The sequence below is a fragment of the Maribacter confluentis genome, from assembly GCF_030505015.1.
GTDB lineage: Bacteria > Bacteroidota > Bacteroidia > Flavobacteriales > Flavobacteriaceae > Maribacter > Maribacter sedimenticola.
This window is the reverse complement of sequence record NZ_JAUKUC010000001.1, coordinates 995,932-1,021,033: the sequence shown is the minus strand read 5'-3', so window position 1 is coordinate 1,021,033 and position 25,102 is coordinate 995,932. Positions and strand designations below refer to the sequence as shown.

Annotated in this window: 26 protein-coding genes; 9 read left to right on the top strand and 17 right to left on the bottom strand. The window is 36.6% G+C overall.

Annotated features, from left to right (window positions below; translation table 11 throughout):
- Positions 1 to 20 precede the first annotated feature (20 nt).
- Positions 21 to 1,019: a tetraacyldisaccharide 4'-kinase gene (gene lpxK / locus Q2T41_RS04500; protein ID WP_304435103.1), complete on the top strand. Its 999-nt coding sequence runs from the start codon at positions 21 to 23 to the stop codon at positions 1,017 to 1,019.
- On the opposite strand, the gene Q2T41_RS04495 is transcribed toward lpxK, so the two are convergent.
- From Q2T41_RS04495 to Q2T41_RS04455, 9 genes are all read right to left on the bottom strand, one after another.
- Complete coding sequence (locus tag Q2T41_RS04495) at positions 1,003 to 3,159, bottom strand: hybrid sensor histidine kinase/response regulator (RefSeq protein ID WP_304437401.1); 2,157 nt, start codon at positions 3,157 to 3,159, stop codon at positions 1,003 to 1,005. The genes lpxK and Q2T41_RS04495 overlap by 17 nt on opposite strands.
- A gap of 56 nt (positions 3,160 to 3,215) precedes the next feature.
- A complete protein-coding gene (gene gap / locus Q2T41_RS04490) occupies positions 3,216 to 4,226 on the bottom strand; it encodes a type I glyceraldehyde-3-phosphate dehydrogenase (protein ID WP_304435102.1) in 1,011 nt (336 codons plus the stop codon).
- A gap of 85 nt (positions 4,227 to 4,311) precedes the next feature.
- Positions 4,312 to 5,187 (bottom strand): lipoyl synthase, encoded by an 876-nt coding sequence (lipA, locus tag Q2T41_RS04485; RefSeq protein ID WP_304435101.1) that lies wholly within the window; start codon positions 5,185 to 5,187, stop codon positions 4,312 to 4,314.
- 108 nt (positions 5,188 to 5,295) lie between these two features.
- Positions 5,296 to 5,853, bottom strand: coding sequence for an RNA polymerase sigma factor (locus tag Q2T41_RS04480; RefSeq protein ID WP_144801668.1), 558 nt, complete (start codon positions 5,851 to 5,853; stop codon positions 5,296 to 5,298).
- Between the two features lie 41 nt (positions 5,854 to 5,894).
- Positions 5,895 to 6,098: a membrane or secreted protein gene (locus Q2T41_RS04475; protein WP_089263073.1), complete on the bottom strand. Its 204-nt coding sequence runs from the start codon at positions 6,096 to 6,098 to the stop codon at positions 5,895 to 5,897.
- A 74-nt stretch (positions 6,099 to 6,172) separates the two neighbouring features.
- The gene (locus tag Q2T41_RS04470; protein ID WP_089263070.1) at positions 6,173 to 6,931 is read right to left on the bottom strand and encodes an anti-sigma factor domain-containing protein; all 759 of its coding nucleotides are present in this window, start codon (positions 6,929 to 6,931) and stop codon (positions 6,173 to 6,175) included.
- Entirely contained in the window at positions 6,928 to 7,491 is a 564-nt protein-coding gene (locus tag Q2T41_RS04465; RefSeq protein WP_089263068.1) for an RNA polymerase sigma factor, read from the bottom strand. Before Q2T41_RS04465 ends, Q2T41_RS04470 begins: the two co-directional genes overlap by 4 nt.
- Positions 7,492 to 7,696: 205 nt before the next feature.
- Positions 7,697 to 8,713: a UDP-N-acetylmuramate dehydrogenase gene (gene murB, locus Q2T41_RS04460; protein WP_089263066.1), complete on the bottom strand. Its 1,017-nt coding sequence runs from the start codon at positions 8,711 to 8,713 to the stop codon at positions 7,697 to 7,699.
- Positions 8,713 to 9,903, bottom strand: coding sequence for a pyridoxal phosphate-dependent aminotransferase (locus Q2T41_RS04455; RefSeq protein WP_144801662.1), 1,191 nt, complete (start codon positions 9,901 to 9,903; stop codon positions 8,713 to 8,715). The genes murB and Q2T41_RS04455 overlap by 1 nt, the downstream gene beginning before the upstream one ends.
- 112 nt (positions 9,904 to 10,015) lie before the next feature.
- Between Q2T41_RS04455 and Q2T41_RS04450 the strand changes: the two genes are divergently transcribed.
- Together Q2T41_RS04450 and Q2T41_RS04445 are read left to right on the top strand one after the other, a co-directional pair.
- Positions 10,016 to 10,924 carry a pepsin/retropepsin-like aspartic protease family protein gene (locus Q2T41_RS04450; protein WP_304435100.1) on the top strand — a complete coding sequence of 303 codons (909 nt, stop codon included), beginning with the start codon at positions 10,016 to 10,018 and terminating at the stop codon, positions 10,922 to 10,924.
- A gap of 71 nt (positions 10,925 to 10,995) precedes the next feature.
- Positions 10,996 to 11,382, top strand: a complete 387-nt coding sequence (locus Q2T41_RS04445) for a PDZ domain-containing protein (RefSeq protein ID WP_304435099.1) — start codon at positions 10,996 to 10,998, stop codon at positions 11,380 to 11,382.
- A 63-nt stretch (positions 11,383 to 11,445) separates the two neighbouring features.
- Here Q2T41_RS04445 and Q2T41_RS04440 read toward each other — a convergent pair whose 3' ends face one another.
- Complete coding sequence (locus Q2T41_RS04440; RefSeq protein ID WP_089263062.1) at positions 11,446 to 11,838, bottom strand: DUF1573 domain-containing protein; 393 nt, start codon at positions 11,836 to 11,838, stop codon at positions 11,446 to 11,448.
- 194 nt (positions 11,839 to 12,032) lie between these two features.
- On the opposite strand from Q2T41_RS04440, the gene Q2T41_RS04435 reads away from it, so the two are divergent.
- From Q2T41_RS04435 to Q2T41_RS04420, 4 genes are all read left to right on the top strand, one after another.
- Positions 12,033 to 14,663 (top strand): valine--tRNA ligase, encoded by a 2,631-nt coding sequence (locus Q2T41_RS04435; RefSeq protein WP_304435098.1) that lies wholly within the window; start codon positions 12,033 to 12,035, stop codon positions 14,661 to 14,663.
- A gap of 126 nt (positions 14,664 to 14,789) precedes the next feature.
- Positions 14,790 to 15,674, top strand: coding sequence for a dienelactone hydrolase family protein (locus Q2T41_RS04430; protein WP_089263058.1), 885 nt, complete (start codon positions 14,790 to 14,792; stop codon positions 15,672 to 15,674).
- 137 nt (positions 15,675 to 15,811) lie between these two features.
- A complete protein-coding gene (locus Q2T41_RS04425; protein WP_027067903.1) occupies positions 15,812 to 15,979 on the top strand; it encodes a lmo0937 family membrane protein in 168 nt (55 codons plus the stop codon).
- Between the two features lie 149 nt (positions 15,980 to 16,128).
- On the top strand, positions 16,129 to 16,893 hold the full coding sequence (locus tag Q2T41_RS04420; protein ID WP_304435097.1) for a creatininase family protein: 765 nt from the start codon (positions 16,129 to 16,131) through the stop codon (positions 16,891 to 16,893).
- Positions 16,894 to 16,913: 20 nt separating this feature from the next.
- On the opposite strand, the gene Q2T41_RS04415 is transcribed toward Q2T41_RS04420, so the two are convergent.
- Positions 16,914 to 17,372, bottom strand: coding sequence for a doxx family protein (locus Q2T41_RS04415; RefSeq protein ID WP_304435096.1), 459 nt, complete (start codon positions 17,370 to 17,372; stop codon positions 16,914 to 16,916).
- 17 nt (positions 17,373 to 17,389) lie between these two features.
- The gene (locus Q2T41_RS04410; RefSeq protein WP_304435095.1) at positions 17,390 to 18,586 is read right to left on the bottom strand and encodes a transporter; all 1,197 of its coding nucleotides are present in this window, start codon (positions 18,584 to 18,586) and stop codon (positions 17,390 to 17,392) included.
- 180 nt (positions 18,587 to 18,766) lie between these two features.
- Here Q2T41_RS04410 and Q2T41_RS04405 point away from each other — a divergent pair, with 180 nt between their 5' ends.
- Together Q2T41_RS04405 and Q2T41_RS04400 are read left to right on the top strand one after the other, a co-directional pair.
- On the top strand, positions 18,767 to 20,038 hold the full coding sequence (locus Q2T41_RS04405; protein ID WP_304435094.1) for a sensor histidine kinase: 1,272 nt from the start codon (positions 18,767 to 18,769) through the stop codon (positions 20,036 to 20,038).
- Positions 20,031 to 20,720 (top strand): response regulator transcription factor, encoded by a 690-nt coding sequence (locus Q2T41_RS04400; protein ID WP_304435093.1) that lies wholly within the window; start codon positions 20,031 to 20,033, stop codon positions 20,718 to 20,720. The genes Q2T41_RS04405 and Q2T41_RS04400 overlap by 8 nt, the downstream gene beginning before the upstream one ends.
- Before the next feature lie 15 nt (positions 20,721 to 20,735).
- Here Q2T41_RS04400 and Q2T41_RS04395 read toward each other — a convergent pair whose 3' ends face one another.
- Genes Q2T41_RS04395 through ftsH form a run of 5 tightly spaced genes read right to left on the bottom strand, consistent with a single transcriptional unit; the run spans position 20,736 to position 25,101 of the window.
- Positions 20,736 to 20,993 carry an acyl-CoA-binding protein gene (locus tag Q2T41_RS04395; RefSeq protein ID WP_089263048.1) on the bottom strand — a complete coding sequence of 86 codons (258 nt, stop codon included), beginning with the start codon at positions 20,991 to 20,993 and terminating at the stop codon, positions 20,736 to 20,738.
- A complete protein-coding gene (locus Q2T41_RS04390) occupies positions 20,968 to 21,651 on the bottom strand; it encodes a phosphatidylserine decarboxylase family protein (protein WP_144801639.1) in 684 nt (227 codons plus the stop codon). The genes Q2T41_RS04395 and Q2T41_RS04390 overlap by 26 nt, the downstream gene beginning before the upstream one ends.
- Complete coding sequence (locus Q2T41_RS04385; RefSeq protein WP_089263044.1) at positions 21,641 to 22,444, bottom strand: phosphatidate cytidylyltransferase; 804 nt, start codon at positions 22,442 to 22,444, stop codon at positions 21,641 to 21,643. The genes Q2T41_RS04390 and Q2T41_RS04385 overlap by 11 nt, the downstream gene beginning before the upstream one ends.
- Position 22,445: 1 nt before the next feature.
- Positions 22,446 to 23,057, bottom strand: coding sequence for an LUD domain-containing protein (locus Q2T41_RS04380; RefSeq protein WP_144801636.1), 612 nt, complete (start codon positions 23,055 to 23,057; stop codon positions 22,446 to 22,448).
- A gap of 40 nt (positions 23,058 to 23,097) precedes the next feature.
- Positions 23,098 to 25,101: an ATP-dependent zinc metalloprotease FtsH gene (gene ftsH / locus Q2T41_RS04375; RefSeq protein WP_304435092.1), complete on the bottom strand. Its 2,004-nt coding sequence runs from the start codon at positions 25,099 to 25,101 to the stop codon at positions 23,098 to 23,100.
- Between the last annotated feature and the right edge of the window lies 1 nt (position 25,102).

The following is a 25,102-nucleotide window of genomic DNA, read 5'->3' as shown; positions in this document are numbered from 1 at the left end:
ATTATTATAATTTCGTACTAATGCAGGTAATACGAAAACTTCTTTTGCCCATTTCATTCATTTATGGACTTATCGTCTTTATACGAAATAAGTGTTTTGACTATGGTATATTTTCTTCAAAGACTTTTGCTGTAAAAACCATTTGTGTGGGCAATTTAAGCGTTGGTGGCACTGGTAAAACCCCAATGATAGAATTGCTGGTAAGAATATTACAGGATAATTATGCCATAGCTATATTAAGTAGGGGCTACAAAAGAAAAACAACTGGCTTTTTGTTGTCCACAGGGGATACTCGAGTAGAGGATATGGGCGATGAACCCTATCAGTTAAAAAGCAAGTTTCCAAAAGTAGCTGTTGCTGTAGATGCCGATAGAAGAAACGGTATAGCCCAGTTGAAAAGAAATGTACATCCTGATGTAATTTTACTGGACGACGCTTTTCAACATAGAAAAGTAAATCCTGGATTTTCAATTCTATTAACGGCCTATGACAATCTATATATAGAAGATTGGTATTTACCAACGGGAAGTTTACGAGATAATAAGGGCGAGGCAAAACGCGCCCATATGATTGTGGTAACCAAGTGTCCGGCCAATTTATCTGAACATGAGAAGGATGCCATCAGGTCCAAGATTGGTCCAAAAATAAACCAGCAAGTATTGTTTGGTCATTTAAGCTATAATAAGCAATTAAAGGGTAATCGTATTTATTTACACGAGCTTAGGGGTAAGCATGTTACCTTGGTTACAGGTATTGCAAATCCAGACCCATTATTGCAATTTTTAAAAAAGGAAGGGCTAGTTTTTGAACATCTTAAATTTAACGATCATCATTTCTTTACCGATAAGGAGCTAAACTTGCTGAGAAAAAAGGATTGCATCTTAACTACGGAGAAAGATTATGTAAGGTTGAAATCACATTTAGATAACTTACATTTTATAGAAGTATCCCATACGTTTAACGCTCAGGATAACGAATTGTTCCAAAAGGAACTGTACAATTTTATGAAATTGAATTAGGTTTTTTGTCAAAAATATTCTCACCTATTTTTTGATAAAATACCTCTGGTTTAAATGGCTTTGTAACCACATCGTTACATCCGGCGGCGTAAAAACTCTCCAAACTGTCATCTAACGAAATTGCTGTCAAAGCAATAATAGGAGTGTCTTGATTAAATTTTCTTATTTCAATGGTTGCTTCCTCACCGCTTATGCCGGGCATATGAATATCCATTAATATGGCATCATACACATTTTCTTTCGCTAGGGTAATTGCCTCATGACCATTATTGGCAATGTCACTGGTCATTTCTTTTTTAGTCAGCATTTTTTTGGTAATGACTTGGTTGATTTTATTGTCCTCAACGATAAGCAGATGAAGATTTTTAAAATCATAGTCCTTTTGTGCCGTTTCAAAAGTAAAATCCTCCGGAAGGTCTTCCATACTGGTCATTGCAATCTCAAAAGAAAATGAACTTCCTTCGCCCAAGGTACTTTCCAATTCTATTTTACTGTTGAACAAACCTAATAGGCTTTTTACAATGGTAAGGCCTAGACCAGTACCGCCATATTCCCTGTTGATCTGTATGGACCCTTGCTCAAATCCGTTAAAAATACTTTTTTGCTTTTCTTTTGAAATACCAATACCATTGTCGGTTACTTCAAAAAATATCTTAACCTGATCATTATTTTTTTCCAATAATTTGGTGGTAATGCGTACTTCCCCTCCTTTGGTGAACTTAATTGCATTTCCTATCAAGTTCATGAATATTTGTGAAAGTTTAAGAGGGTCGCTCAACAAATGTCCGGGTATGCTTTCATCATACTCCAATATCAATTTGGTTTTGTTTGCCTTGGCACTTTGGGATAATGAATTGATAACCTCGTTAATGACTTTTTTAAGGTTGAACTCCATGTTTAGGGGTTCCAGTTTATTGGCATCAATTTTATTGATATGTAAAATATCGTTGATGAAATTAAGCAGGTAGTCTCCAGAAAATTTTAGGGCCTTTAGATGTTCTTTTTGATGTTCCTCTGGATTTTCCTCTAACAGTAAATGGGTGAGCCCTGTAACCGCATAAAGAGGTGTTCTGAGCTCATGGCTTACCGTTGAAAGAAAATTTGTTTTGGCTTCCATGGCCTGTACCGCACCATCACGGGCAATTTGCAGTTCCTTGTTCTTAGTCTGTAAAAGGTCGTTGGTCTTTAATTTTATTTGATTGTTTCGGTAAAGGGTTACGGCCAATAATGAAATAATAATTAAAAACGAACTGATCAATATCGTAGTAAATTCTGATCTGTTCTGGGATTCTGTCAGCTCCTCAATTTTCTTTTCTTGACGGGCAATTTCCTCTGTTTTGTAATCATCCCTTATTTTATCTGCAGTTTTGGCCTCAATTTTAATTTTATCGACATTAAAGATAGAATCTTTAAGCTTGACCAAGTTTTGGCTATTTACCAATGATTTTTGGTATAATCCCAATTTTTCATAAACATTGGTCAACAATGTGTTGGCATCTTTTATATCTACTAAAAATCCGTTTTGCGTAGCCAGGGCAAGAGCATTCTCCCCATTTTTTGCGGACTCCGTTAAATTATTGGTTCTTAGGTTTAATTTTGCAAGGGTCAAATAAGCTTGTGTGGCCAAATATTCTTTTTCATAAACATCTGTATTGACGATCAATGAATTTAGATTTTTTGTGGCGCTCTCATACTTTTCAAGATTAATATAGATTTTGGCTTCTGTCAAAATTAAATTATTGAAAAAATTACGATCATTGTTAAGTTGTTTGGCCTCATTGATCATAAATAAAGCTTGAAAGTTGCGCTTGCTTCTATATAGAAGAATTGCTTCAATATATTTATGCATGGCGTCACCATAAGGATATTCAATATCCTTTAATAATACACTGGCGCGGTCCCAATAGAATTCAGTATCACCTTCTTTATCTATTTTAAGATAGAGTAGTGCCAGTTCATGTAAACTGTCAATTAATGATTTTACATCTTCATTCTTCTCCGCTTCCGAAGCAGCGGTATTCAGGGTTTCTAGGGCTAGGTCAATTTTATTTTGATTTCTAAAAGTTCTGGCCTGGTCAAAATAGGGCTGAATTTCTTTTGGCTGTACAAAATCCTGACAAAATAGAGTTGTGGATGCCATTATATAAAATAATGGAACCAATATAAAGAGTAACGCTTTATGTAATTTGATGGTTTTCAAATATACTTTTTACCGTTCATAAAATTAATTAAATCTATAATTCTACTACTATATCCGGTTTCATTATCATACCAGCCAATAATCTTGACCATTTTACCGATAACCGAAGTCATTAAAGAATCAAACGTACAAGAGTAACAACTATTGTTTAAGTCTATAGAAACTATAGGGTCTTTTGTAAAGCAGAGAATGTTTTTAAACTCCGTTTGTGCCGCTTTCTCAAATGTATTGTTTATTTCTTCAATAGAAGTGTTCCTTTTTACATTTAGGGTAATATCAGTAAGAGAACCATTGGGAACGGGTACCCTAATACCGCAACCACCTATAACATCTGCCAATTGGGGAAAGATTCTGGTCAATGCTTTTGCCGCCCCGGTGGTGGTAGGTACAATAGATTGTGCGGCGGCACGTGCCCTTCTTAAATCCCTATGGGGCTGGTCATGCAGACTTTGGTCCGTAGTGTAAGAATGTATAGTGGTGATATACGCCTGTTCTATTCCGCAAAGGTCATTGACAACCTTGATCATTGGAGCCGCATTGTTTGTCGTACATGAGGCATTAGAGACAATGTCATCAGAGGCGGATAATGTATTCTCATTTATTCCAAAAACGATCATTTTAATGTCATCCTCTATTGGTGGTACGGATAGAATTACTTTTTTGGCCCCATTTTTAATATGATGTGCCAAAATTTCCTTTTCCTTAAACTTACCCGTACATTCTACCACCAGATCAACATGATTAGTAGACCAATCTATTTTGGAAGGATGGTCATGGTTGGTCAAAGCTATGGTCTGTTTATCTACAATAATGTGCTGGTCCGTGTAATCAATTTCTTGATGCAATGGTCCATGTATACTATCGTATTTAAGTAAATGTGCTAAAGTCCTGGCATCTGCCAAATCATTGATAGCTACAACATTTAAGTGTTCATGTTGCAATAAAAGCCTAAATAGGGTTCTGCCGATTCTACCAAAACCATTAATGCCAATATTTATTTTTTGCATTGGTTAAATGAGGGTAAATTATACCTATGATCGTTATTCCAGGAACTTGCATGTCCATGAAGTGTTATCAATGGAACTTGTAAAATTATAGTATATGCTTATGGGCTTTGTAAGAAGACCTTACCAAAGCACCGCTTTCTACATGTCTAAAACCCATTTCAAGACCAATTTCCTCGTATTTTTTAAATTGCTCCGGAGTTATAAATTCCTTTACAGGAAGATGTTTTTTTGATGGTTGTAGATATTGCCCTATGGTAACTACATCAACATCTGCCTTACGCAAGTCTGCCAACGTAGTGATTACTTCATCCTCATGTTCTCCTAGGCCCAACATAATCCCGGACTTGGTTCTATTGATACCTTCTTTTTTTAAGTAATTTAGGACTTCTAGACTACGCTCATACTTAGCTTGTATACGCACTTCACGCGTTAGTCTTTTAACGGTTTCCATATTATGCGAAACAACTTCTGGAGAAACGGCTACAATTCTATCCAAGTGCTTTTCAATTCCTTGAAAATCAGGTATTAAGGTTTCTAACGTAGTTTGTGGATTCATTCTTCTAATGGCCTGCACGGTTTCGGCCCAAATAATGGATCCCATGTCCTTAAGATCATCTCTGTCCACTGAAGTAATCACCGCATGTTTAATTCCCATTATCTTAATGGAACGTGCAACTTTCTCAGGTTCTGCCCAATCTACTTGCTCTGGTCTTCCAGTTTTTACACCGCAAAATCCACAAGACCTGGTGCAAACATTGCCCAATATCATAAATGTAGCGGTTCCTTCTCCCCAACACTCGCCCATATTTGGGCAGCTACCACTTGTGCAAATGGTGTGCAGGTCATATTTGTCTACCAAGCCACGTAATTGCGTGTATTTTTTACCGGTAGGTAATTTAACCCTTAACCATTTTGGTTTGCCTTTAGGTGGGGCAACGTTTTCTTTTAAGACTGTGGACATGCTATAATTTTAATACAAATATACGAACTAAAAAAGTCTCGTTAAAGAAGACAATGGGCGATAAATTTTTTAGAAAAAATCGTTATATCTATGTGCCTTTATAATCGGTTATTTGCGATTTTTGATTATTTCCAAAAGTAATTTTTTTGCCCGCAACAATTTTACCTTTACATTGTTCATGGGTTCGTTCAGGGCAGTTGCAATATCTGCATAGCTAAGCTCTTGAAAATATCTTAAATTAATGACTTCTTGATAATGTGGCTTTAATTTTTTGATATCGTGCAACAAATCGGCCAGATTCTGTTCTTGGATCAATTGGTCTTCCATGGTAGGTGCAACATCCAATACGGTGGTAATAGCTTCAGAATTACTTCTTGAATCCAACAAACTTTTTTTGCGTTTACGGACCAGGTCTATATGAATGTTTTTGGATATGGCAATAAGCCATGTTTTAAAAACATATTTATCATTATAGGTATGTATTTTGTCAAATGCCTTGGAAAAGGTCTGTATGGTAATATCCTCAGAATCGTTTTCGTTCTCGGTACGTTTTAATTGAAAACCATAGACATCGTTCCAAAACATATCCAACAAACGGCTAAAAGCAATCTGGTTGCCTTCTTTGGCCTTAAGTATCGTTGTTTCTAAATCGTCTGCGTTATTCAAATAAAAGTATTGTGGGAACTCAATTTACAAATTAAATTACCTTATTCCGAAATTGTTTCTTTTCTACAATCCTGCTCGCTAGGTAACTTACCGCACATGCCACAGGCTTGTCCGTCTTGATTTAAATAAGGGCTTTGGCTTGCGCAAGTACCTGCAAATTCACCATTTTTTTTCGCCCAAATTTTTATGGCGATACCGGCAAACGCCAGTGCTAACAATCCAATGGTCAAAAATATTAGTTTCATATGCCTATTTTATGCAAAGATAAAAAAATAAAGCCCCAAAATTGGGGCTTTAAGAATACTTTATATGTAAAAGTCTAGTACGCTATATTGGCGACTATATTATCCACATTAGGAGTATGATTACCACCTTTTTGTTCTATGGTTATATAACCTACTGCGTTGTCCGCATAAGGTAAGGCCATTAATTTTTGTTGATCGCCCGCTTCTTCTATTACCCCTAGATTGATCATTTTACCATTTACCTCTGCCCACATTTGAAAACATTGGCTCTCTGGTATGTTAGGTAACTTACTTACGTTAATGTAAGATAACTTTTTAACAGGGTTGATATAGGCAACCGCTTTCAGCTCTTTTGCTTTTTGGTTTCCTTTTACATTATATTTTTTGGTCTGCGGGTTGTTCAACACTATAAATTGATTACGAACATCCTCTAACTGTTCCTTCATGTTTTCTTCCAGCAGCTTTATCTTATTGCTTACCACACTATTTTCTTCCTGTAATCCTTGGTTCTGGCTCCAGAAAAAAGTTGATATCCCAGCAAACATTATAGCGGCTATGCTAGCAGCTATGGCATAATTGAAGAATTTTTTTCTGCCAACGCGCTCAGATTTGATTCTGGAATGGATTTTATCCTTAAGACCCTGTGGAGCTTCTATGGCATATTGCTTGGCAAAGAGTTCCAGGTTTTCCTGTAGCTCGTTGTACGTATCACGTACCTCCGGGTACATGGCGATATAACGCTCTACCTGTAAGGATTCCAGTTCTGTAGTGGTACCCAATAGGTACTGCTCTAAAAGATCAGAGTCTAGAAATTTTTTTATTTTGTCTTTCATAATACGAAGTTTAATAACAATGTGACTAGTGAAGGACCATAGATTTTACTTAATTCACGTAAACCTATTTTTAACCTTGATTTAATGGTTCCTAAAGGAATGTCCAATTCTTCGCTTGCTTCTTGTTGGGTCATACCTTGGAAAAAAAGAGCTTCTAGAACAATTTGATACTTATCTTCAATTTTTCCTAGATGTTCTTTTACATCCATTAATTCTGGCCTTGTACTTTCTATGCCTAACGTATATACGTCAGAAACGTCTATTTGGATTTCCTTATCTGTTTTTGTATTGACACTTCTTAATTTGTCTATAGCGGTATTGCGGGTAATTCTAAAAAGCCAAGTAAATAGTTTGGCTTTTTTAGGGTCGTAGGAATCTGCTTTTTTCCAGATTTTAACGAAAGATTCTTGAACCACGTCCTGTGCCAGTTCAGGGTCTCTGACCACTTTGTTGGCTACACCCAGCAAGGTGTCTGCATAGTTATCGTACAAGAGGGAAATGGCTTTTTCATTTCGCTCCTGTAACAGCTCTACAATATGATTTTCTAATAACGTGCTCATAATTTATAAAGATGCACAAGTTTTTTCTAAAATGAACATCCAAACTGCCCGGTTAGACCGTATATGCATAAACGCTAAATTATAAAATTGATTGTTAACGAAGCGTTATATGAAAATATATATCTAATAAGTGGTTAGCTGGTAACTACCACTTTGTTTTTGGTTAGTTTGGTTTGGTAATAACCCCTGTAAACTTTTACGGGGGTTATTTTATGATATTTACCTCAGGACCGATTTTTATACCAAAGCGACGCATAACCTCGTTAATGATTTGGTCCGCTAAACCTAAAATATCCTCTCCGGTAGCATTTCCATAATTTACAAGAACCAGTGCCTGTTTTGTATGTACGCCGGCATCGCCAATGCGTTTGCCTTTATACCCGCATTGCTCTATTAACCATCCGGCAGGAATTTTAAAATAATCTTCGGAAACTTTATAATATGGCGCATTTGGTTGAGCTTCAATAAAAATATTGAACGCTTTTTTGGAAATTATTGGATTTTTAAAAAAACTGCCACTGTTCCCTAGTTCCTTTGGGTCAGGTAATTTACTTTGACGTATTGCTATGACCGCATTAGAAACATCTCTAATGGTTGGATTGGCAATCGAATTTTTAGATAATTCTTCCTCAATGGCCCCATAACCGGTCTTGATGATATGATGCTTTTTTGTAAATGAAAAAGTAACCGATGTAATAACGAATTTATCTTTCCCTTTATTTTTGAATAAAGAATCACGGTATCCAAAAGCACAGTCTTCCTTGGAAAACGTAATCAGTTTTTGGTCAGAAATGCGTACAGCTTCACATTCTAGAAAAGTATCCTTAAGTTCAACACCATAAGCGCCAATATTCTGTATGGGGGCAGTTCCTGTATTTCCAGGTATAAGGGACATATTTTCAATACCGCCAAAATCATTATCCAGTGTCCATAATACCAGCTCATGCCAATTTTCCCCGGCCATTACTTTGACGCTTACTTGTTCTTGGTTTTCATTAATGATTTCCTTGCCTTTGATATTTATGTAGATGAACAAGGCATCAATATCCCCTGTAAGCAACATATTACTGCCGCCACCAATACATATTTTTCTTGGATAGCTGTCATTGCTTAATATTTCTTGCAATGCGCTTACGGAATTTATTTCAACAAAGTATTTGGCACGGGCCGCTATACCAAATGTGTTGTAGTCCTTAAGTGAAAAATTTTCGAGTACGGTCATTAACCTTTATAAATTTTTAGGGCTTCGGCAAGAATATGTACCGCTCTTTTTAAACTTTCCTTATCCAAAACATATGCAATCCTTATTTGGTTGGTTCCCAGCCCTTCCGTTGCATAGAATCCTGCGGCCGGGGCCACCATAACGGTTTCATTATCTACCCTAAAGTCTTCTAAAAGCCATTGGGCAAAATGATCGGCATCTTTTATGGGCAGTTCTGCAATACAATAGAATGCGCCTTGCGGTTTGGCAATTTTAATACCCTCAATTTTTTGCAACTCGGCAATAAGTAAATTTCGTCTGGCCACATACTCGGTCTTTACTTCTTCAAAATACGTATCGGGTGTGTCCATAGCGGCCTCACTGGCTATTTGTGCATAGGTGGGCGGTGAGAGCCTAGCTTGGGCAAATTTTAATGCCGTTGCTATGAATTCTTTGTTCTTGGACACCAAAAAACCAATTCTGGCCCCGCACATACTATAGCGTTTGGAAACGGAATCAATGATAATGGCATGGTCGTCTATTCCCTCTTCTTTTAAGATAGAAGTGTGCGTTCTATTGTCATAGGTGAACTCTCTATATACCTCATCGGCAACAAGAAAAATATTATGCTTTTTAACCAATTTCGCCAGTTTTTGAATTTCTTCCTTACTGTATAAATAACCTGTTGGGTTGCCCGGGTTGCATATTAAAATGGCCCTAGTTCTGGAAGTAATCAATTTTTCAAATTCTTCAATAGGGGGTAGGGCAAAATTATCCTCCAGTTTAGATACCACTGGTACAACTTTTACCCCACAGGCAGTAGCAAATCCGTTATAATTGGCATAAAAGGGTTCCGGTATAATAATTTCGTCATCTGTATCAGCTATGGAGTTCATGGTGAATGACAAAGCTTCTGATCCGCCGGTAGTTACTATTATGTCAGATGGGTCAACAGGAATGTTGTTCTTACTATAGTAATGGGCTATTTTGGTCCTAAAGGTCTCCGAGCCTTCCGTACGGCTGTATTCCAAAACGGCTATATCATTATTTTTTACCGCATCCAACGCCTGTTGAGGTGTTTTAATATCTGGCTGTCCTATATTAAGGTGTATAACCTTAACTCCGTTCTTTTTTGCATTTTCGGCAAAAGGAACAAGTTTACGTATAGGGGATTGTGGCATTTGTAGCCCTTTATTGGAAACTGATGGCATGTTCAAATTTATTTTACACAAAAGTGATAAATGATTATGGTTCTTACAATTTAATTGGGTTTTATTTGACGTACGATTCTGATGTTAAAATAAAGTATTGCTCCTAAAAAATATGTATCTTGAAGAGGTTAACCAATTCAAAACGATTATGTTACACGTAAAAAAGTTTTTGGTTTCCTTGTTGGTGCTATCTTTTTCCTTGGCATGTTTTTCCCAAAAATATCAATTGACCAACGGGAAAAAATTTCATAAAGTCAAGTTTGAACTTATCAATAACTTAATGGTGATACCGGTAGAAGTAAATGGGACAGAACTATCATTTGTCTTGGATTCTGGGGTGGGTACACCAATACTCTTCAATTTATCCGATCAAGATTCCATTCAACTGAATAATGTTACGGAAATAACTATTAACGGGCTTGGTGAGGGTGATCCCATTAACGCTTTAAAATCTACTGGAAACAAGGTTAAATTGGGTAATGTGCAAAACTTAATGCAGAATATTTTTGTTGTCATGGATGCCGGAATTAATTTCTCTCCCAATTTGGGGGTGCCTATTCATGGTATCATTGGCTATGATTTGTTTAGGGATTTTGTGGTCGATATAAACTACACGAACAAATCCATTAAGTTTTACGATCCGGACAGCTACACCCATAGAACGGCAAAAAATTCTAGGGTTTTAGACCTATCGGTAATACGTAAAAAGGCTTATTTGAACGCTAGCGTCTTGGTAAAGGATGATAAGGAAGTACCTGTGAAGCTTTTGTTGGATACGGGCAGCAGTGATGCCGTTTGGTTGTTTGAGGATGACCAATTGAAAATTCCCCATAAGTATTATGAGGATTTTTTAGGAAAGGGGCTGGCAGGAAATATTTATGGAAAACGTACAAAAATTCACCGTTTAAAGATTTCGGATTTTGTTTTAAAGGATGCCAAAGCGGCTTTTCCAGATATGGAAACCTTTAATAGTATTATGGATTTTGGAGGTAGAAATGGCAGTTTGGGGGGGAGGTCCTAAAACGGTTCAATATAGTATTTGATTATGGTAACCGTAAGTTGGTCCTTAGAAAGAATGCCAATTTTAATAAAATGTTTACTTATAATATTAGTGGAATAAATTTGGAACACGCCGGGGTACGTTATGTGGCGGAACGTATTGCCGATCGTAATGGGGTAGTTCATAATAATGAAAGAACGTATGGCGATGTTCAAATAATTTTACAGGGTGCTACTAGGCTTAGCTTAGTCCCTGAGATAATCGTGTCAGGAATACGGCAAGGGAGTCCGGCACATTCCGCAGGGCTGCAGGAAGGAGATGTCATTTTGGCGGTTAACGGTAAACGAATTTACCGCTATAAACTTCAAGAAATAATGACCATGTTAAATGAAAAAAAACATAAAAAAGTAAAGGTATTGGTAGAACGTTACAATAATGATTTACTTTTTAGCTTTGTACTTAAACCTTTGTTCGACTAATTTATGGATAAAAAAAGGCCCAACACAAGTGTTGGGCCTAACTTCTAAATTTGTACAATCTATTTATTTTGTTCCGTCTGCAGCTTTTACTTCTCCTTTGATTTTCAAAACCTTTGTTGGCGTATCGGCATTGGAAATAACAGTAATGGCCTTTCTGATAGGGCCAACTCTGTTCGTATCATATTTTACCTGAATTTCACCAGTCTTGCCCGGTAAAATTGGATCTTCCGGTTTTTTAGGAATAGTACATCCACAGCTAGAACTTACTTTACTGATGATTAACGGTGCATTACCGGTATTTGTAAATTCAAAAACTCTTATTCCATCAGATCCCTTAGTGATTTCACCATAATCTACGGTCTCTGTTTTAAACTCTATTTTGGCTGCGGTATCCTGTGCCGTTACACTTAAACCTAGCAGGCCAACAAATAATACAAGTACTATTTTTTTCATCATAATTAATTTTGGGTGGACTTCAAAATTAAATCTTTTCAGATCAACCTCAAAATCCTTTTGTTATACTCTAACGTTACTTATTTTTGTTTCGTATTTATATTTAGGTAAAATTCAGCTGAAATGACCGTTAGAATGTCAATTCGGCTTTATTTTTAAATAACCCATTTAATTATTATTCAAAAACTGTTCCAATTATGGAAATTCCATCAAAATATAACCCAAAGTCCACAGAAAGCCATTGGTATGCGTATTGGATGAAAAACGGTTATTTTCATTCCGTTCCTGATGATAGGGAGCCCTACAGTATTGTTATTCCTCCGCCAAATGTTACAGGTATACTGCATATGGGGCATATGCTTAACAATACCTTACAAGATGTACTGATACGTAGAGCCCGTTTATTGGGCAAAAATGCCTGTTGGGTACCTGGAACCGATCATGCATCTATAGCAACGGAGGCTAAGGTTGTAGCCAAATTAAAGGAACAGGGAATCAATAAAAATGAACTTACCAGAGATGAGTTTTTAAAACATGCATGGGATTGGACACATCAATATGGTGGTATAATTCTGGAACAGTTAAAAAAGCTAGGATGCTCCTGTGATTGGGACCGTACTGCTTTTACCATGGATCAAGAACGTTATGATAGTGTGATCAAGGTTTTTATCGACCTTTATAATAAAGGATTAATATACCGTGGATATAGAATGGTCAATTGGGATCCAGAGGCTAAGACAACTTTGTCAGATGAAGAGGTAATCTATGAAGAAAAGCAGGGTCTTTTGTACTATTTGGCATATGATATTGAGGGATCAGATGAGAAAGTGACCATAGCTACCACAAGGCCGGAAACAATTTTAGGGGATACCGCCATTTGTATAAACCCTAACGATGATCGTTTTACACATTTAAAGGGTAAAAAGGTCATAGTACCTATATGTAATAGGGTAATTCCAATTATAGAGGATGAGTATGTTGATATGGAATTTGGTACAGGCTGTTTAAAAGTGACTCCTGCACATGACATAAATGACAAAGCCTTAGGTGAGAAGCATAGTTTGGAGACTATTGATATTTTTAACGATGATGCCAGCCTAAATAGTTTTGGACTGCATTATGAGGGTAAAGATCGTTTTGTTGTAAGAAAGGAAATTTCAAAGGAATTAGAGGAAAGGGGATATTTGGTAAAGACCGAAACCCACATTAACAAAGTAGGTACTTCTGAAAGAACCAAAGCCGTAATAGAGCCTAAATTGTCAGATCAATGGTTCTTGAAAATGGAAGACTTGGCAAAACCGGCCCTAGATGCGGTCATGGAAAGTGGAGACGTTAAATTGTATCCTAAGAAGTTTGAGAACACTTACCGTCATTGGATGGAAAATGTTAGGGACTGGAATATTTCCAGGCAATTATGGTGGGGACAACAAATTCCGGCTTATTATTTTGGAGATGGTCAAGAAGATTTTGTGGTTGCGGCAAATCTGGAAGACGCTTTAAAACTAGCCAGGGAAAAATCTGGAAATTCAAGTCTTGAGAAGACTGATCTAAGGCAGGATGCCGATGTGCTAGATACATGGTTTTCGTCTTGGTTATGGCCTATGAGTGTATTTGGGGGCATTATGGATCCGGATAATGAGGAAATCAATTATTATTATCCAACGAACGACTTGGTTACAGGTCCGGATATTCTATTCTTCTGGGTAGCAAGAATGATCGTTGCAGGATATGAGTTTAGAGGAAAAAGACCTTTTGAGAATGTTTATTTTACGGGATTGGTTCGCGATAAGCAACGTCGCAAAATGTCCAAATCCCTTGGTAACTCGCCCGATGCCCTAAAACTTATAGATGATTACGGTGCAGATGGGGTTAGGGTAGGATTATTGTTAAGTTCCGCTGCAGGAAACGATTTAATGTTCGATGAGGACTTATGCCAACAAGGAAAGAATTTTGCCAATAAAATATGGAATGGCTTTCGCTTGTTAAAAGGTTGGGAAATTGCGGATATTCCACAACCCGAAGCGTCCAAAATTGGATTGGATTGGTATGAATCCAAATTGAACAAGACTTTGTTGGAGATTGAGGACCACTTTAGTAAGTTCCGTATTTCAGATGCGTTGATGTCCGTGTACAAATTGGTATGGGACGATTATAGCTCATCCTTGCTTGAAATTATAAAACCGGCTTATCAACAGCCCATAGACCGTACTAGTTTTGATAGGGTAATCCATCTATTTGAACAGAACTTAAAACTCTTGCACCCTTTTATGCCATTTTTGACAGAGGAAGTTTGGCAGCATATAAAGGAGAGAAATGCGGATGAGGCGTTGGTAATTGCCAAATGGCCAACGGCAGGTACTATTGATGAACAATTGATAGAGGAGTTTGATTTTACTGCGGAAGTTATTGCGGGTATTCGTACCATTAGGAAGAACAAAAATATCCCTATGAAAGAATCGTTGGAACTTTCCGTATTGAATACAGAAGGGGCCGGTAAACGTTGGGATGTTGTAATTGCAAAACTTACCAATGTGTCGTCAATAGATTATCTAGACGAGCAATTGGAAGGCGCACTAACGTTCCGTGTTAAGAGTAATGAATATTTTGTACCTATGGAGGGGGCAATTGATATTGAGGCGGAAATCAAAAAAATAAATGAAGAGCTCACTTATACAAAAGGTTTTTTGCAATCCGTTCAAAAGAAACTTTCCAATGAACGATTCGTAAACAATGCGCCAGAAAATGTAATTGCAATAGAGCGGCAAAAGCTGGCAGATGCAGAAGCCAAGATAGAAACGCTTGAAAAAAGTTTGGCCAGTTTAAGCTAGTGGCAATTTTTAAAAGTTGTAGGCCTCATTGTCAAGTAATTGGTAATGAGGCTTTTTCTATTGTTAAAATATGTCATGTTCCCAACCTCTTTTTGTATTTTTAAGAGACACTTAAAATACGGGAACATGAAACCATTACGAAAAGAGGATATAAAACAAGAGGTATTTGATTTGTACGATGCTTATGCCCATAACAAATTGGAACGGCGAGATTTTGTTCAAAGATTGTCCGTCTATGCCGTTGGCGGGTTAACCGTACCTTCTTTAATGAGTTTCTTAATGCCCAATTATGAGGACACTTTTTTGGTAGATAAGGATAATCCAGACTTGGATTCAAGTTTTATCACCTACAATTCACCAAAGGGCGGAGGTGAAATTAAGGCATTGTTGTCCAAACCAAAATCGGCCACCGGTAAATTACCTGGTATTGTCGTAGTCCATGAAAACAGGGGATTAAATCCGTATGTGGAGGATACGGCCAGACGTGCTGCATTGGCAGGCTTTATAACCATTGCTCCAGATGCCTTGAGTCCATTGGGTGGTTATCCAGGTAATGATGATAAAGGTAGAGAAATGCAACGAACCAGGGATAGGGATAAAATGCTAGAGGATTTTATTGCTGCATTTGACTATCTAAAAGCAAACGAGCATTGCACGGGAAAAATAGGTGTTGTAGGCTTTTGTTTTGGAGGGTGGATTTCCAATATGATGGCGGTAAGGGTACCACAATTGGCTGCTGCCGTACCATTTTATGGTGGCCAGCCAACAGATGGGATAGCAAAAATCAATGCCCCTTTAATGTTGCAATATGCAGGATTGGATGAACGAGTTAATGCCGGATGGCCTGCCTATGAGGAAGCTCTTAAAGAACATGATAAAAAATATAAAGTCTTCTTCTATCCTGATGTAAACCATGGTTTTCATAACACCTCAACACCTAGGTATGATAAAGAAGCCGCAGAATTGGCGTGGGGTAGGACAATAGATTTTTTCAAGGAAAACCTTTTGTAAGATATTGGCTGTGAATACGTTTGCTCATTAAATTACAGTAAAATTTAAAATTTTGAGTCAGTAATGCTTTTATTTGAGTTAAGGTGTTTTTAACATTAAATCTATTTTTGACCTATAACAATCTAAAAACACACATTATGAGAAGTTTATTATGGTTAGTAGCAGTGATATGTATAATTATATGGTTATTGGGAATGTTAGGAATTGTTCCTGGATTGGCCACAGGTAGTTTAGTACATATTTTATTGGTAATTGCGGTTATTGTAATCCTATACAATATCATTTCAGGTAAAAAAGTATTGTAAATATTTACTTTCTAATATAAATGAACCCTTGATTTTTTCAAGGGTTTTTTTATGTCTCATTGGGATAGTTTCTTAAAACATATTTAATTTAAATTTAGGTCTAGGTTATCACTTCTAGAAACAGACAATCTTTTATTATCTTTAATAGTATGATACGACCATATGTACTTGCCGAGACAAATTGGAACCATTTAAAGGATGAACAAATTGAGCTTGCTGTTTTACCTTGGGGTGCCACGGAAGCCCATAATTACCATTTACCCTATGGTACGGATAATTATCAAGCTGAGCATATGGTAGAATATGCCGCGGGACAATCTTGGAATAAGGGAAAAAAAGTAATTGTACTTCCTACGATTCCCTATGGTGTAAATACCGGTCAAACAGATATTTATCTGGATATGAATCTTAATCCTTCTACGCAATTGGCCATTTTAAAGGATTTGGTAACAGTTTTGAACAGGCAGGGTATTTACAAACTATTGTTGTTCAATGGTCACGGTGGTAATAATTTTAAGCCAATAGTAAGAGAACTTGGATTATTGTTCCCCAAAATGTTCATTAGTTTTTGCTTCTTTCCTCCCATGTTGGATAAGACCGCATATTTTAAGGAAAAAGGTGATCATGCAGATGAAATGGAAACCAGTTTAATGCTTTATTTAAGGCCGGATTTAGTGCTTTCCAAAGAAAAATGGGGAAAAGGAGCTTCTAAACAATTCAGGATCAAGGCTTTCAATGAGGGCTGGGCTTGGGCAGAAAGACAATGGTCCAAAGTTAGTAATGATACGGGTATAGGTAATCCGGAATTTGCCACTAAAGAAAAAGGAGAACGTTTTTTTAAGGATGTATGTACGAAATTGGATGAACTGTTTTGTTCAATTTGTGATGCGGATATTACGGACTTATATGAATGATATGATTAAAAGAGTCATATTTAATAGGTTTTAATAATTGGTCGGTTATAACCCTTTTTCTTATCCACTTTAAATTCTTTTATAAAAAATAAAAATGCTCCTAAAATAATTATGTTCTTAAATATGTATTGGCTTAATAAAGTGATTGTAAATTCATTTTTACCAAAAAGAAGTTCAGGTAAAATAAATACCGGTGTAAATGTCATTACTATATGTGCTATGGCAGAATAGATGATATATTTATTTCTAAGATTTGCTAGGAATGCTATTCCTATGAAAGTTTCAAAACTCGCCAGGAGTAATAAGCCCATTTGATCAGGAACTAAGTTGTATGTTAGATTGGTTATCGTTTCTTCTACAAGGTCTTCTGCTGGGCTGGTATTGGGAAAAAATTTAAGAAGACCAAAAAAAAGATAGACTAAACCAATGGTCGATGGTAAAATTCTGTTATTGAACTGTACGTTTAATTTATAGGTCATAACGTTACTCTAACATTTTATTTCTTGAATTCATCAAGTAATTCTTGGTCAATTTTAACTTTAGTATTGTACACTCTATATGTAACTCCAAAATTTATCACATAATCGGCAAAAGCGGCATCTCCGTGTCTTGGAGAACCGGTAGCTTGTTCTGTTTGTAGATCGGTAATGCTTTGTGGGCGTTCTCTTCGTACAGCAAAAGGAACATTTAGGTTAAAGGAAAAATTACCTTGGTTCAAAGCTAGTCCGGGGTCAATTGATAATACATTGCCGGGTCGCCTAAAACCATCATTGCCACCAATTAAATCTTTTACCGGTACGCAGTCATAACGTGCACCCAAAGAACTTGAAAGCGTAGGGGATAGGGTAAAACTTAATCCCGTCCTTATGGAATATTGATCAGGTACCGCCGTTATAGCCTCATTTTCAAGAATAGGATTTAAAGTTTCCCTAAAGGTTCTTATACCATTGGTTTCCCTAGGATTAACAAGATAGAAACCGCTGGCATAACCAAAAATACCATTCGATAATTTTTGGTATAATTGCGCATCCAAGGTAAAACCTAGACCGCCATCACCAGGTTGTATGGATTGGTCAACCGGTCTGGTCTGCGGCTCACCACTTGGACCTACATTGTAAAAGATATCAGAAGCATTATAATTTCCGGTAGGTAGTTTTAAGCCTAGACCAACTGCAATATTTCCTTCAGTATGTTTTTCAAAGTCCAAAAGCCAAAGGCCCACACCTAAACGAATGTCACCAAGTCCCCTTGAAAATGTCGTATTTCTTTCATTGCGTCCATGCTCATATAAAGATGATCTTGAATTAAAGACGGTAGGTATGGTAATACTGGTATATAATTTTTTGTTTATGCCATAAGTTAAAAAGAAATCCGTGCTATGGGAGTAATTGACCACCTCTGTATTATTCGTTACCCGATCCGGTTCTTCCTCCGTACCCCTAAAATGTCTAAAGGATTTAAAGTATCTGTAATTTAAACCCAATTGAAAGTCCCCTTTCCCTATAATGTTGTTTTCAAGGCTGTTTCCTACACATGAGGAAAAGTGGCGAATGGCAACACAGCCTTGTGCCTTAACATTTAATACTGTTATTAAAAAAATAACCAATAAAGGTAGTTGTTTGCGGTTCATAATATTGTTGGTTTGGTCGTTTGATAGAAAATGGTCAACTCCTAAAATTAAGAAGATGACCATAATATGATTTGAAATAACTTAAGTGACTTAAGTTTAATTAATTAACTCACGGCCAAATTAATACTATCACCTAATTTTGGGGTTAACCAATGTGCAAAAAAGATTAATGAAAAGTTAATGCACTTAATGAAAGTTTAAGTTTGTTTAATATTAAGAACTAATTGAGTTTCTTTAAGGATTATGTGGAAGAAGAGAAACCTGTATGTAGCCCTTTTATTTATTTCCTTGTTTGGATTGGCCATTATACAATACCAATATTTAAAGATTGGTCTTAATCTGGCAAAACTCCAGTTCAACACTAATCTAGGTAAAGTAAGTAGTGATGTTTCCTTAGGATTACAATCCAAAAACCAGCTCACCTTTTTATTGGGCAGTGCCCTTAAAAAGGATACTGCATATTTTACCATGAGCGTAGATAGTATACAGGATGCCTCAAGTTTTTTCTTAAATGATTATATCACGGAAAAATTGGTTAATAATGGGATTGATTCAGACTTTAGTTATACCCTTCACACCAAGGATTCTGCATTTTATCTTCAATCGCCAAAACAATTTAAAGTTAAGGACAATGTGGAGTCTTATCCTATTGAGCTTACCGGATATTTATCTCAACTTCTTGGAAAAAGACTAGTGCTAGAATTACATTTTAGGAACTTGAACGGGTATTTTTTATCCAAGTTAAATGGTTTTACCTTACCGAGTATCCTATTCATTTTGGGTATTTGTATTGCAGTAGTCTGGGTGTTGCGAACATTTTATTGGCAACGGCGTGTAATTACCACGACCAATGAATTTATTAATAATTTAACCCATGAATTAAAAACACCTGTATTCTCAATTGGTTTGGCCACTAAAATTTTGGATGAAACCGCCCTGTCAAATCAAAAACCAATTTTAGAAATGATCAGGCAGCAGGTAAAAAGACTATCTGTACATATTGACAAAGTTTTGGAGCTAGGTAGTTTAGAGTCCGAAAAGAAGGTTTTAAATTTTGAAAAAGTTGATTTTAGACCTTATTTGCTCAATTTGTGCAAAGAATTTGCCACATTGGTGACCATTGAAAAGGCAACCTTTAGCTATCAGATACACGAAGGGGAATTTATATTGAGAACTGAAGTTTTTCATTTAGAAAATGCGATTAACAATATCTTGGACAATGCAAAGAAATATGCAGAAAGCCCGGTCATTCAACTCAACGCTTTTAAAAAGGATAATTGGTTGGTCATTGAGATAGCGGATAACGGTCAAGGAATATCCTTAAATGAACAGAAAAAGATATTTTTAAAGTATTATAGGGTTACGGGCAATGAGCGCACTATGGTAAAAGGTTACGGACTTGGATTAAGTTACGTAAGAAATATTGTGGAAAAACATAAAGGAAAAGTTGAAGTGAAAAGTGAGGTTGGCAAGGGAACCCAAATATCTCTTTTAATACCCCTGAGCAATGAATAAACATAATATAATCTTAGTAGAGGACAGTACAGATCTAGGGTATTTGTTATCCGAATACCTTAGGATGAAAAATTTTGAAATAAGTTGGTTTACCAATGGGGAAAGTGCACTTAAAAATTTGGAAACCGTAAAATATGATTTGGCAATATTGGATATTACAATGCCAGGTATGGATGGCTTTACCCTTGCCGAACAAATTAAAGAGTGTTTTCCAGAGCTACCTTTTTTGTTTTTGACCGCACGTTCTCTTAAAGTAGACGTATTAAAAGGTTTTTATATAGGCGCAGTAGATTATTTGAAAAAACCTATTGATGAAGAAGAACTGGTCATTAGAATAGAAAATTTATTGTCCAGGATGTCCATAAGAACCACAGCTGGGGAAAAAGCCACCATTTTTAAGATTGGCAGGTATACATTTAATGTGATCAATCAAGAATTGATGTTTAAAAATGAAGCATTTCACTTGACGACCAAAGAAAGTGAACTATTACATTATTTGGTGGTGAGAAAGAATAAATTGTGTAGTCATAAGGATATTTTGATAAAATTATGGGGTGTAAATGACTACTTTAACAAGAAAAGCTTGAACGTATTTATTACACGATTACGTAAATATTTGGAGATGGATGATAGTTTGAGTATAGATAATATTCATGGCCAAGGGTTTATTTTGCGGGAATAAACCATGATATTAGGCTTATTTCAACTCTTTTTCCACTAAGGCTATATAGGATTTCATGGCTTCCTTTTTACTTAAATTTTTAGCCTGAAAAAGTGCATTTGCCTTAAATGCATTGATTAAAGGGGTTTTGCTGCCAGGGTTGTCAAAATTGGAATTTGCAATTTTGTAGTAGGCGTATAGCTTTAGAAGAACATCGGCAGGAATAGGCTCTGTAAAACTATTGACATAGGCTACGGCCTTTTCAAACTCAATAAGTGATTTCTTCTTTTTCATTTGGGTCAACAAAAGTGGCAATGCAAGTTTGCGCTCCTTTTACTTTTTGATTCAATTTTACATTAATTTGACTATCTAAAGGTAAGAACAAGTCTACCCTAGAACCAAATTTTATAAAACCGGAATCGTCTCCCTGTTGTACACTTTCTCCTTTTTCAGCATAATTTACAATGCGCCTTGCCATGGCACCTGCTATTTGGCGGTAAAGGATTTCACCAAATTTAGGGGTTTTAATTACTACTGTCGTACGTTCGTTTTCCTCGCTGGCCTTAGGGTGCCAGGCTACTAGATATTTCCCTGGGTGGTACTTGGAGAAAGATATGGTGCCACTTGCGGGGTAACGGGTTACATGTACATTGGTGGGGGACATAAAAATAGATACCTGCCTTCTTTTTTCCTTAAAATATTCCTTTTCAAAAACTTCTTCAATGACTACAACCTTACCATCTACAGGAGAAAGGATTTCATCAAAGTTTTTAATAGCAAGCCTTTTAGGGTTTCTAAAAAACTGCAAAATAGCAACCATGGCTACCAATCCAAGTAACTGAACGGTAAGTTTTAACCATGAGATGTCTATGAAATAGTGTGCTAAAATGACACTTATACCAACCAGGCAAAAAGAAAACAATATAATTTTTTGTCCCTCTCTATGAAACATAACTAAAAATATTTAACGTTAAATAGGCAAAAGGTGCAGCAAATACAAGACTATCCAAACGGTCTAACATTCCACCATGACCGGGTAAAATTGCACCACTGTCCTTAACTCCTGCCGCTCTTTTAAATTTAGATTCTATTAAATCCCCTATACTACCCGCTACAACGATTACAGTAGCCATAATCATCCATTGTATAGGACTTATCAACTGTTCCTGTGTAGCGATCAAATAAGCTGCGGCAAGTGCAAAAATTAGTCCGCCCAGCGTACCTTCAACCGTTTTCTTAGGCGAAACCGATGGAAACAATTTAGTTCTGCCAATGCTTTTCCCTACTAGATAGGCAAAGGAATCGTTTACCCAAATTAATATAAAAATTCCCATAATCAATAATTTTGCAAAAGCATCATTCTTGTAAGGAATCATAGTTAAAAAAATACAACCTCCTCCTATATAGAACAGGCCAATTATAAATTTTAAAAACTTGGTATACTTAATTTCCTTTTTGGAAAATAAATTATAGAGCAGGTATAAATCAACGGCAATGGTAATTACCATTAATATATTGATTACTTGATGGTCTTTCACCAAATAAATAAACGCCCACCAAAGAGCCAAATAAGCAGCAAAAATATGATAGCCTTTTAATCCTACCAGCTTTTTATATTCGTAAAGACACGCTAGGCCAAAGGTCATGAACAAAAAATCAAAAGCATCTGAACTGAGAAAAACTGCAGATAGCAATAGGATGATATAAACCGCCCCTGTTAATGACCTTCGTAAAATTTCCTTCATACTATAAATCTTCCAGTAGTAAAAGATAAAGATTTTTAGTGCTACTACCATAGGTTAGGAAATCATCTGAATTTTCTGCGGTAGCCTTAAAGTGTTTTAACGTTGTAATATTGGCCGGTATTTTTTGTCCGTATTTTTTCTTGATCGTTTTTAGACCTTCGCCTATAGATTCTACCAATTGACTTGTGGTTGCAAAAACCACAACGTTACTTGGAAGTTCATTTACCTTTTTTTCCAATAACTGGTTGGAGCACACCAATATACTGCCATTTTGGGCTATTAGATGTTCGCATGTAGTGAAAAACACCTCGCTATCCCTAGGATTGTCGGTGTAGGTAATAGATTCCTTTGAGAATTTTTCGGCAAGTCTTTTATTTAAAATATAAAAAGGCTCGTTTTCCCAATTGTTCTCGATTACAATATTCTGTATGGCATTGGAAATTTCGGCATCATTGATACAGTAAATGAATTTACCACCATTTTTTTTAAAATGGATGGTAAATTTCTCATCTACGGGAATGTTTAGGTCTGGCATATGGTCACCACGGGTTTCAGCAGTTTCTTTAGAAACCTTCTTTTTACCCCCACCAAATAACATATCTAAAATCCCCATTTATTCTGTTATAACAATTGCCGGTTAAATTAATGCAATATTAATTATTCTCTGTAATTTCCTGATCTTCTATTTCCTTAGAATCTTTCTCTTCGTTCAGTTTTTTTTCGTTTTCTAAAGCTAAGATATCTTTTTCGAAATTTCGTTTGCCAAAGATTTTTTCCAAATCCTCTTTAAAGATAACTTCTTTCTCCAATAATCTTTCTGCCAAAGTGGTAAGTTTATCTTTATTTTCCGTTAGGACTTTTATGGCTCTTTGATATTGTTCTTCTATGATCTTAGAGATTTCAGCGTCTATTTTTCTAGCAGTATCCTCACTATATGGTTTGGAGAATCCGTAAGAATCTTGACCTGAAGAATCGTAATAGGTTATATTTCCTATTTCATCATTAAGTCCGTAAATGGTAACCATGGCCCTAGCTTGTTTGGTTACCTTTTCCAAATCACTTAACGCACCGGTAGATATTTTATTAAAGATGACTTTTTCTGCAGCCCTACCGCCCATAGTAGCACACATTTCATCTAACATTTGTTCAGGTCTTACGATTAAACGCTCTTCTGGCAAGTACCATGCGGCACCCAAAGATTGGCCTCTTGGTACAATGGTTACCTTGACCAATGGAGCGGCATGTTCCAGCATCCAACTCGTAGTGGCATGACCGGCTTCATGGTAAGCTATGGTTTCTTTCTCTCCTGGAGTTATAATCTTATTTTTCTTTTCAAGTCCACCAACGATTCTATCTACCGCATCAAGGAAATCTTGCTTGTCTACTGCTTTTTTCTCGTTTCTTGCTGCAATTAATGCTGCTTCATTACAAACATTGGCAATATCCGCACCAGAAAATCCCGGGGTTTGTCTGGCCAAAAAGTCCAGATCTAACGTTTCCAGGGTTTTAATGGGTCTTAGGTGAACTTCAAAAATTTCCTTGCGCTCACGAATATCCGGTAGGTCAACATATATTTGACGGTCAAATCTACCGGCACGCATCAATGCTTTATCCAATACATCGGCACGGTTGGTGGCGGCTAGTACAATTACGTTAGTATTGGTTCCAAAACCATCCATTTCCGTTAATAACTGATTAAGGGTATTCTCACGCTCATCGTTAGATCCCGTGAAGTTATTTTTACCCCTTGCTCTACCTATGGCATCAATTTCATCAATGAATATGATAGCAGGCGATTTGTCTTTTGCTTGTTTGAAGAGGTCACGTACCCTAGATGCACCTACACCAACGAACATTTCTACGAAATCTGAACCAGATAACGAGAAGAAAGGAACTTTGGCTTCTCCGGCAACCGCTTTTGCCAATAACGTCTTACCGGTACCTGGAGGGCCTACCAATAATGCACCTTTAGGTATTTTACCACCTAAGGAGGTATACTTGTCCGGATTTCTTAGGAACTCAACAATCTCCTCAACTTCTTCCTTTGCGCCTTCTAAACCGGCAACATCCTTGAACGATGTTCTTGTATCTGTCTTTTCATCAAACAGTTTAGCCTTTGATTTTCCAATGTTGAAAATTTGACCTCCTGCGCCTCCACCGCCACCGCCGGACATTCTACGCATCAAATAAATCCATATACCAATGATAAGTACAAAAGGCAACAAGGACAGTAAGAAATCTATAATGGCCGTTGATTCCTTTCCAAATTCTATGATGGTATCTAAATTGTTCTCCTTTTTAATATCGGTAATTTCATTCTGGAATATTTGAAGATCACCATAATCTAAAGTGTATTGGGGTACATTGTCAGATGTGGGCAAAAACGACTTTTCGTTAACGTCCTTATGGACATCTTTTGCAATTGCCTCATCGGTCAAAAACACCTTTGCCTGGTTGGTGTTTGTGATGATCAGAATTTTCTTGACATCCCCGTTCCGTAAATATTCTTGAAGTTCTGAGGTAGTTGTCTTATTGGTACTTGCCAAATCATCACTACTAAATAGTTGAAAGCCTATAAGTAATACTGCTACCAATCCATAAATCCACCAAGAGCTAAATTTTGGTTTTTTTGGATTTGTTTTGTTTTCTTTTGCCATT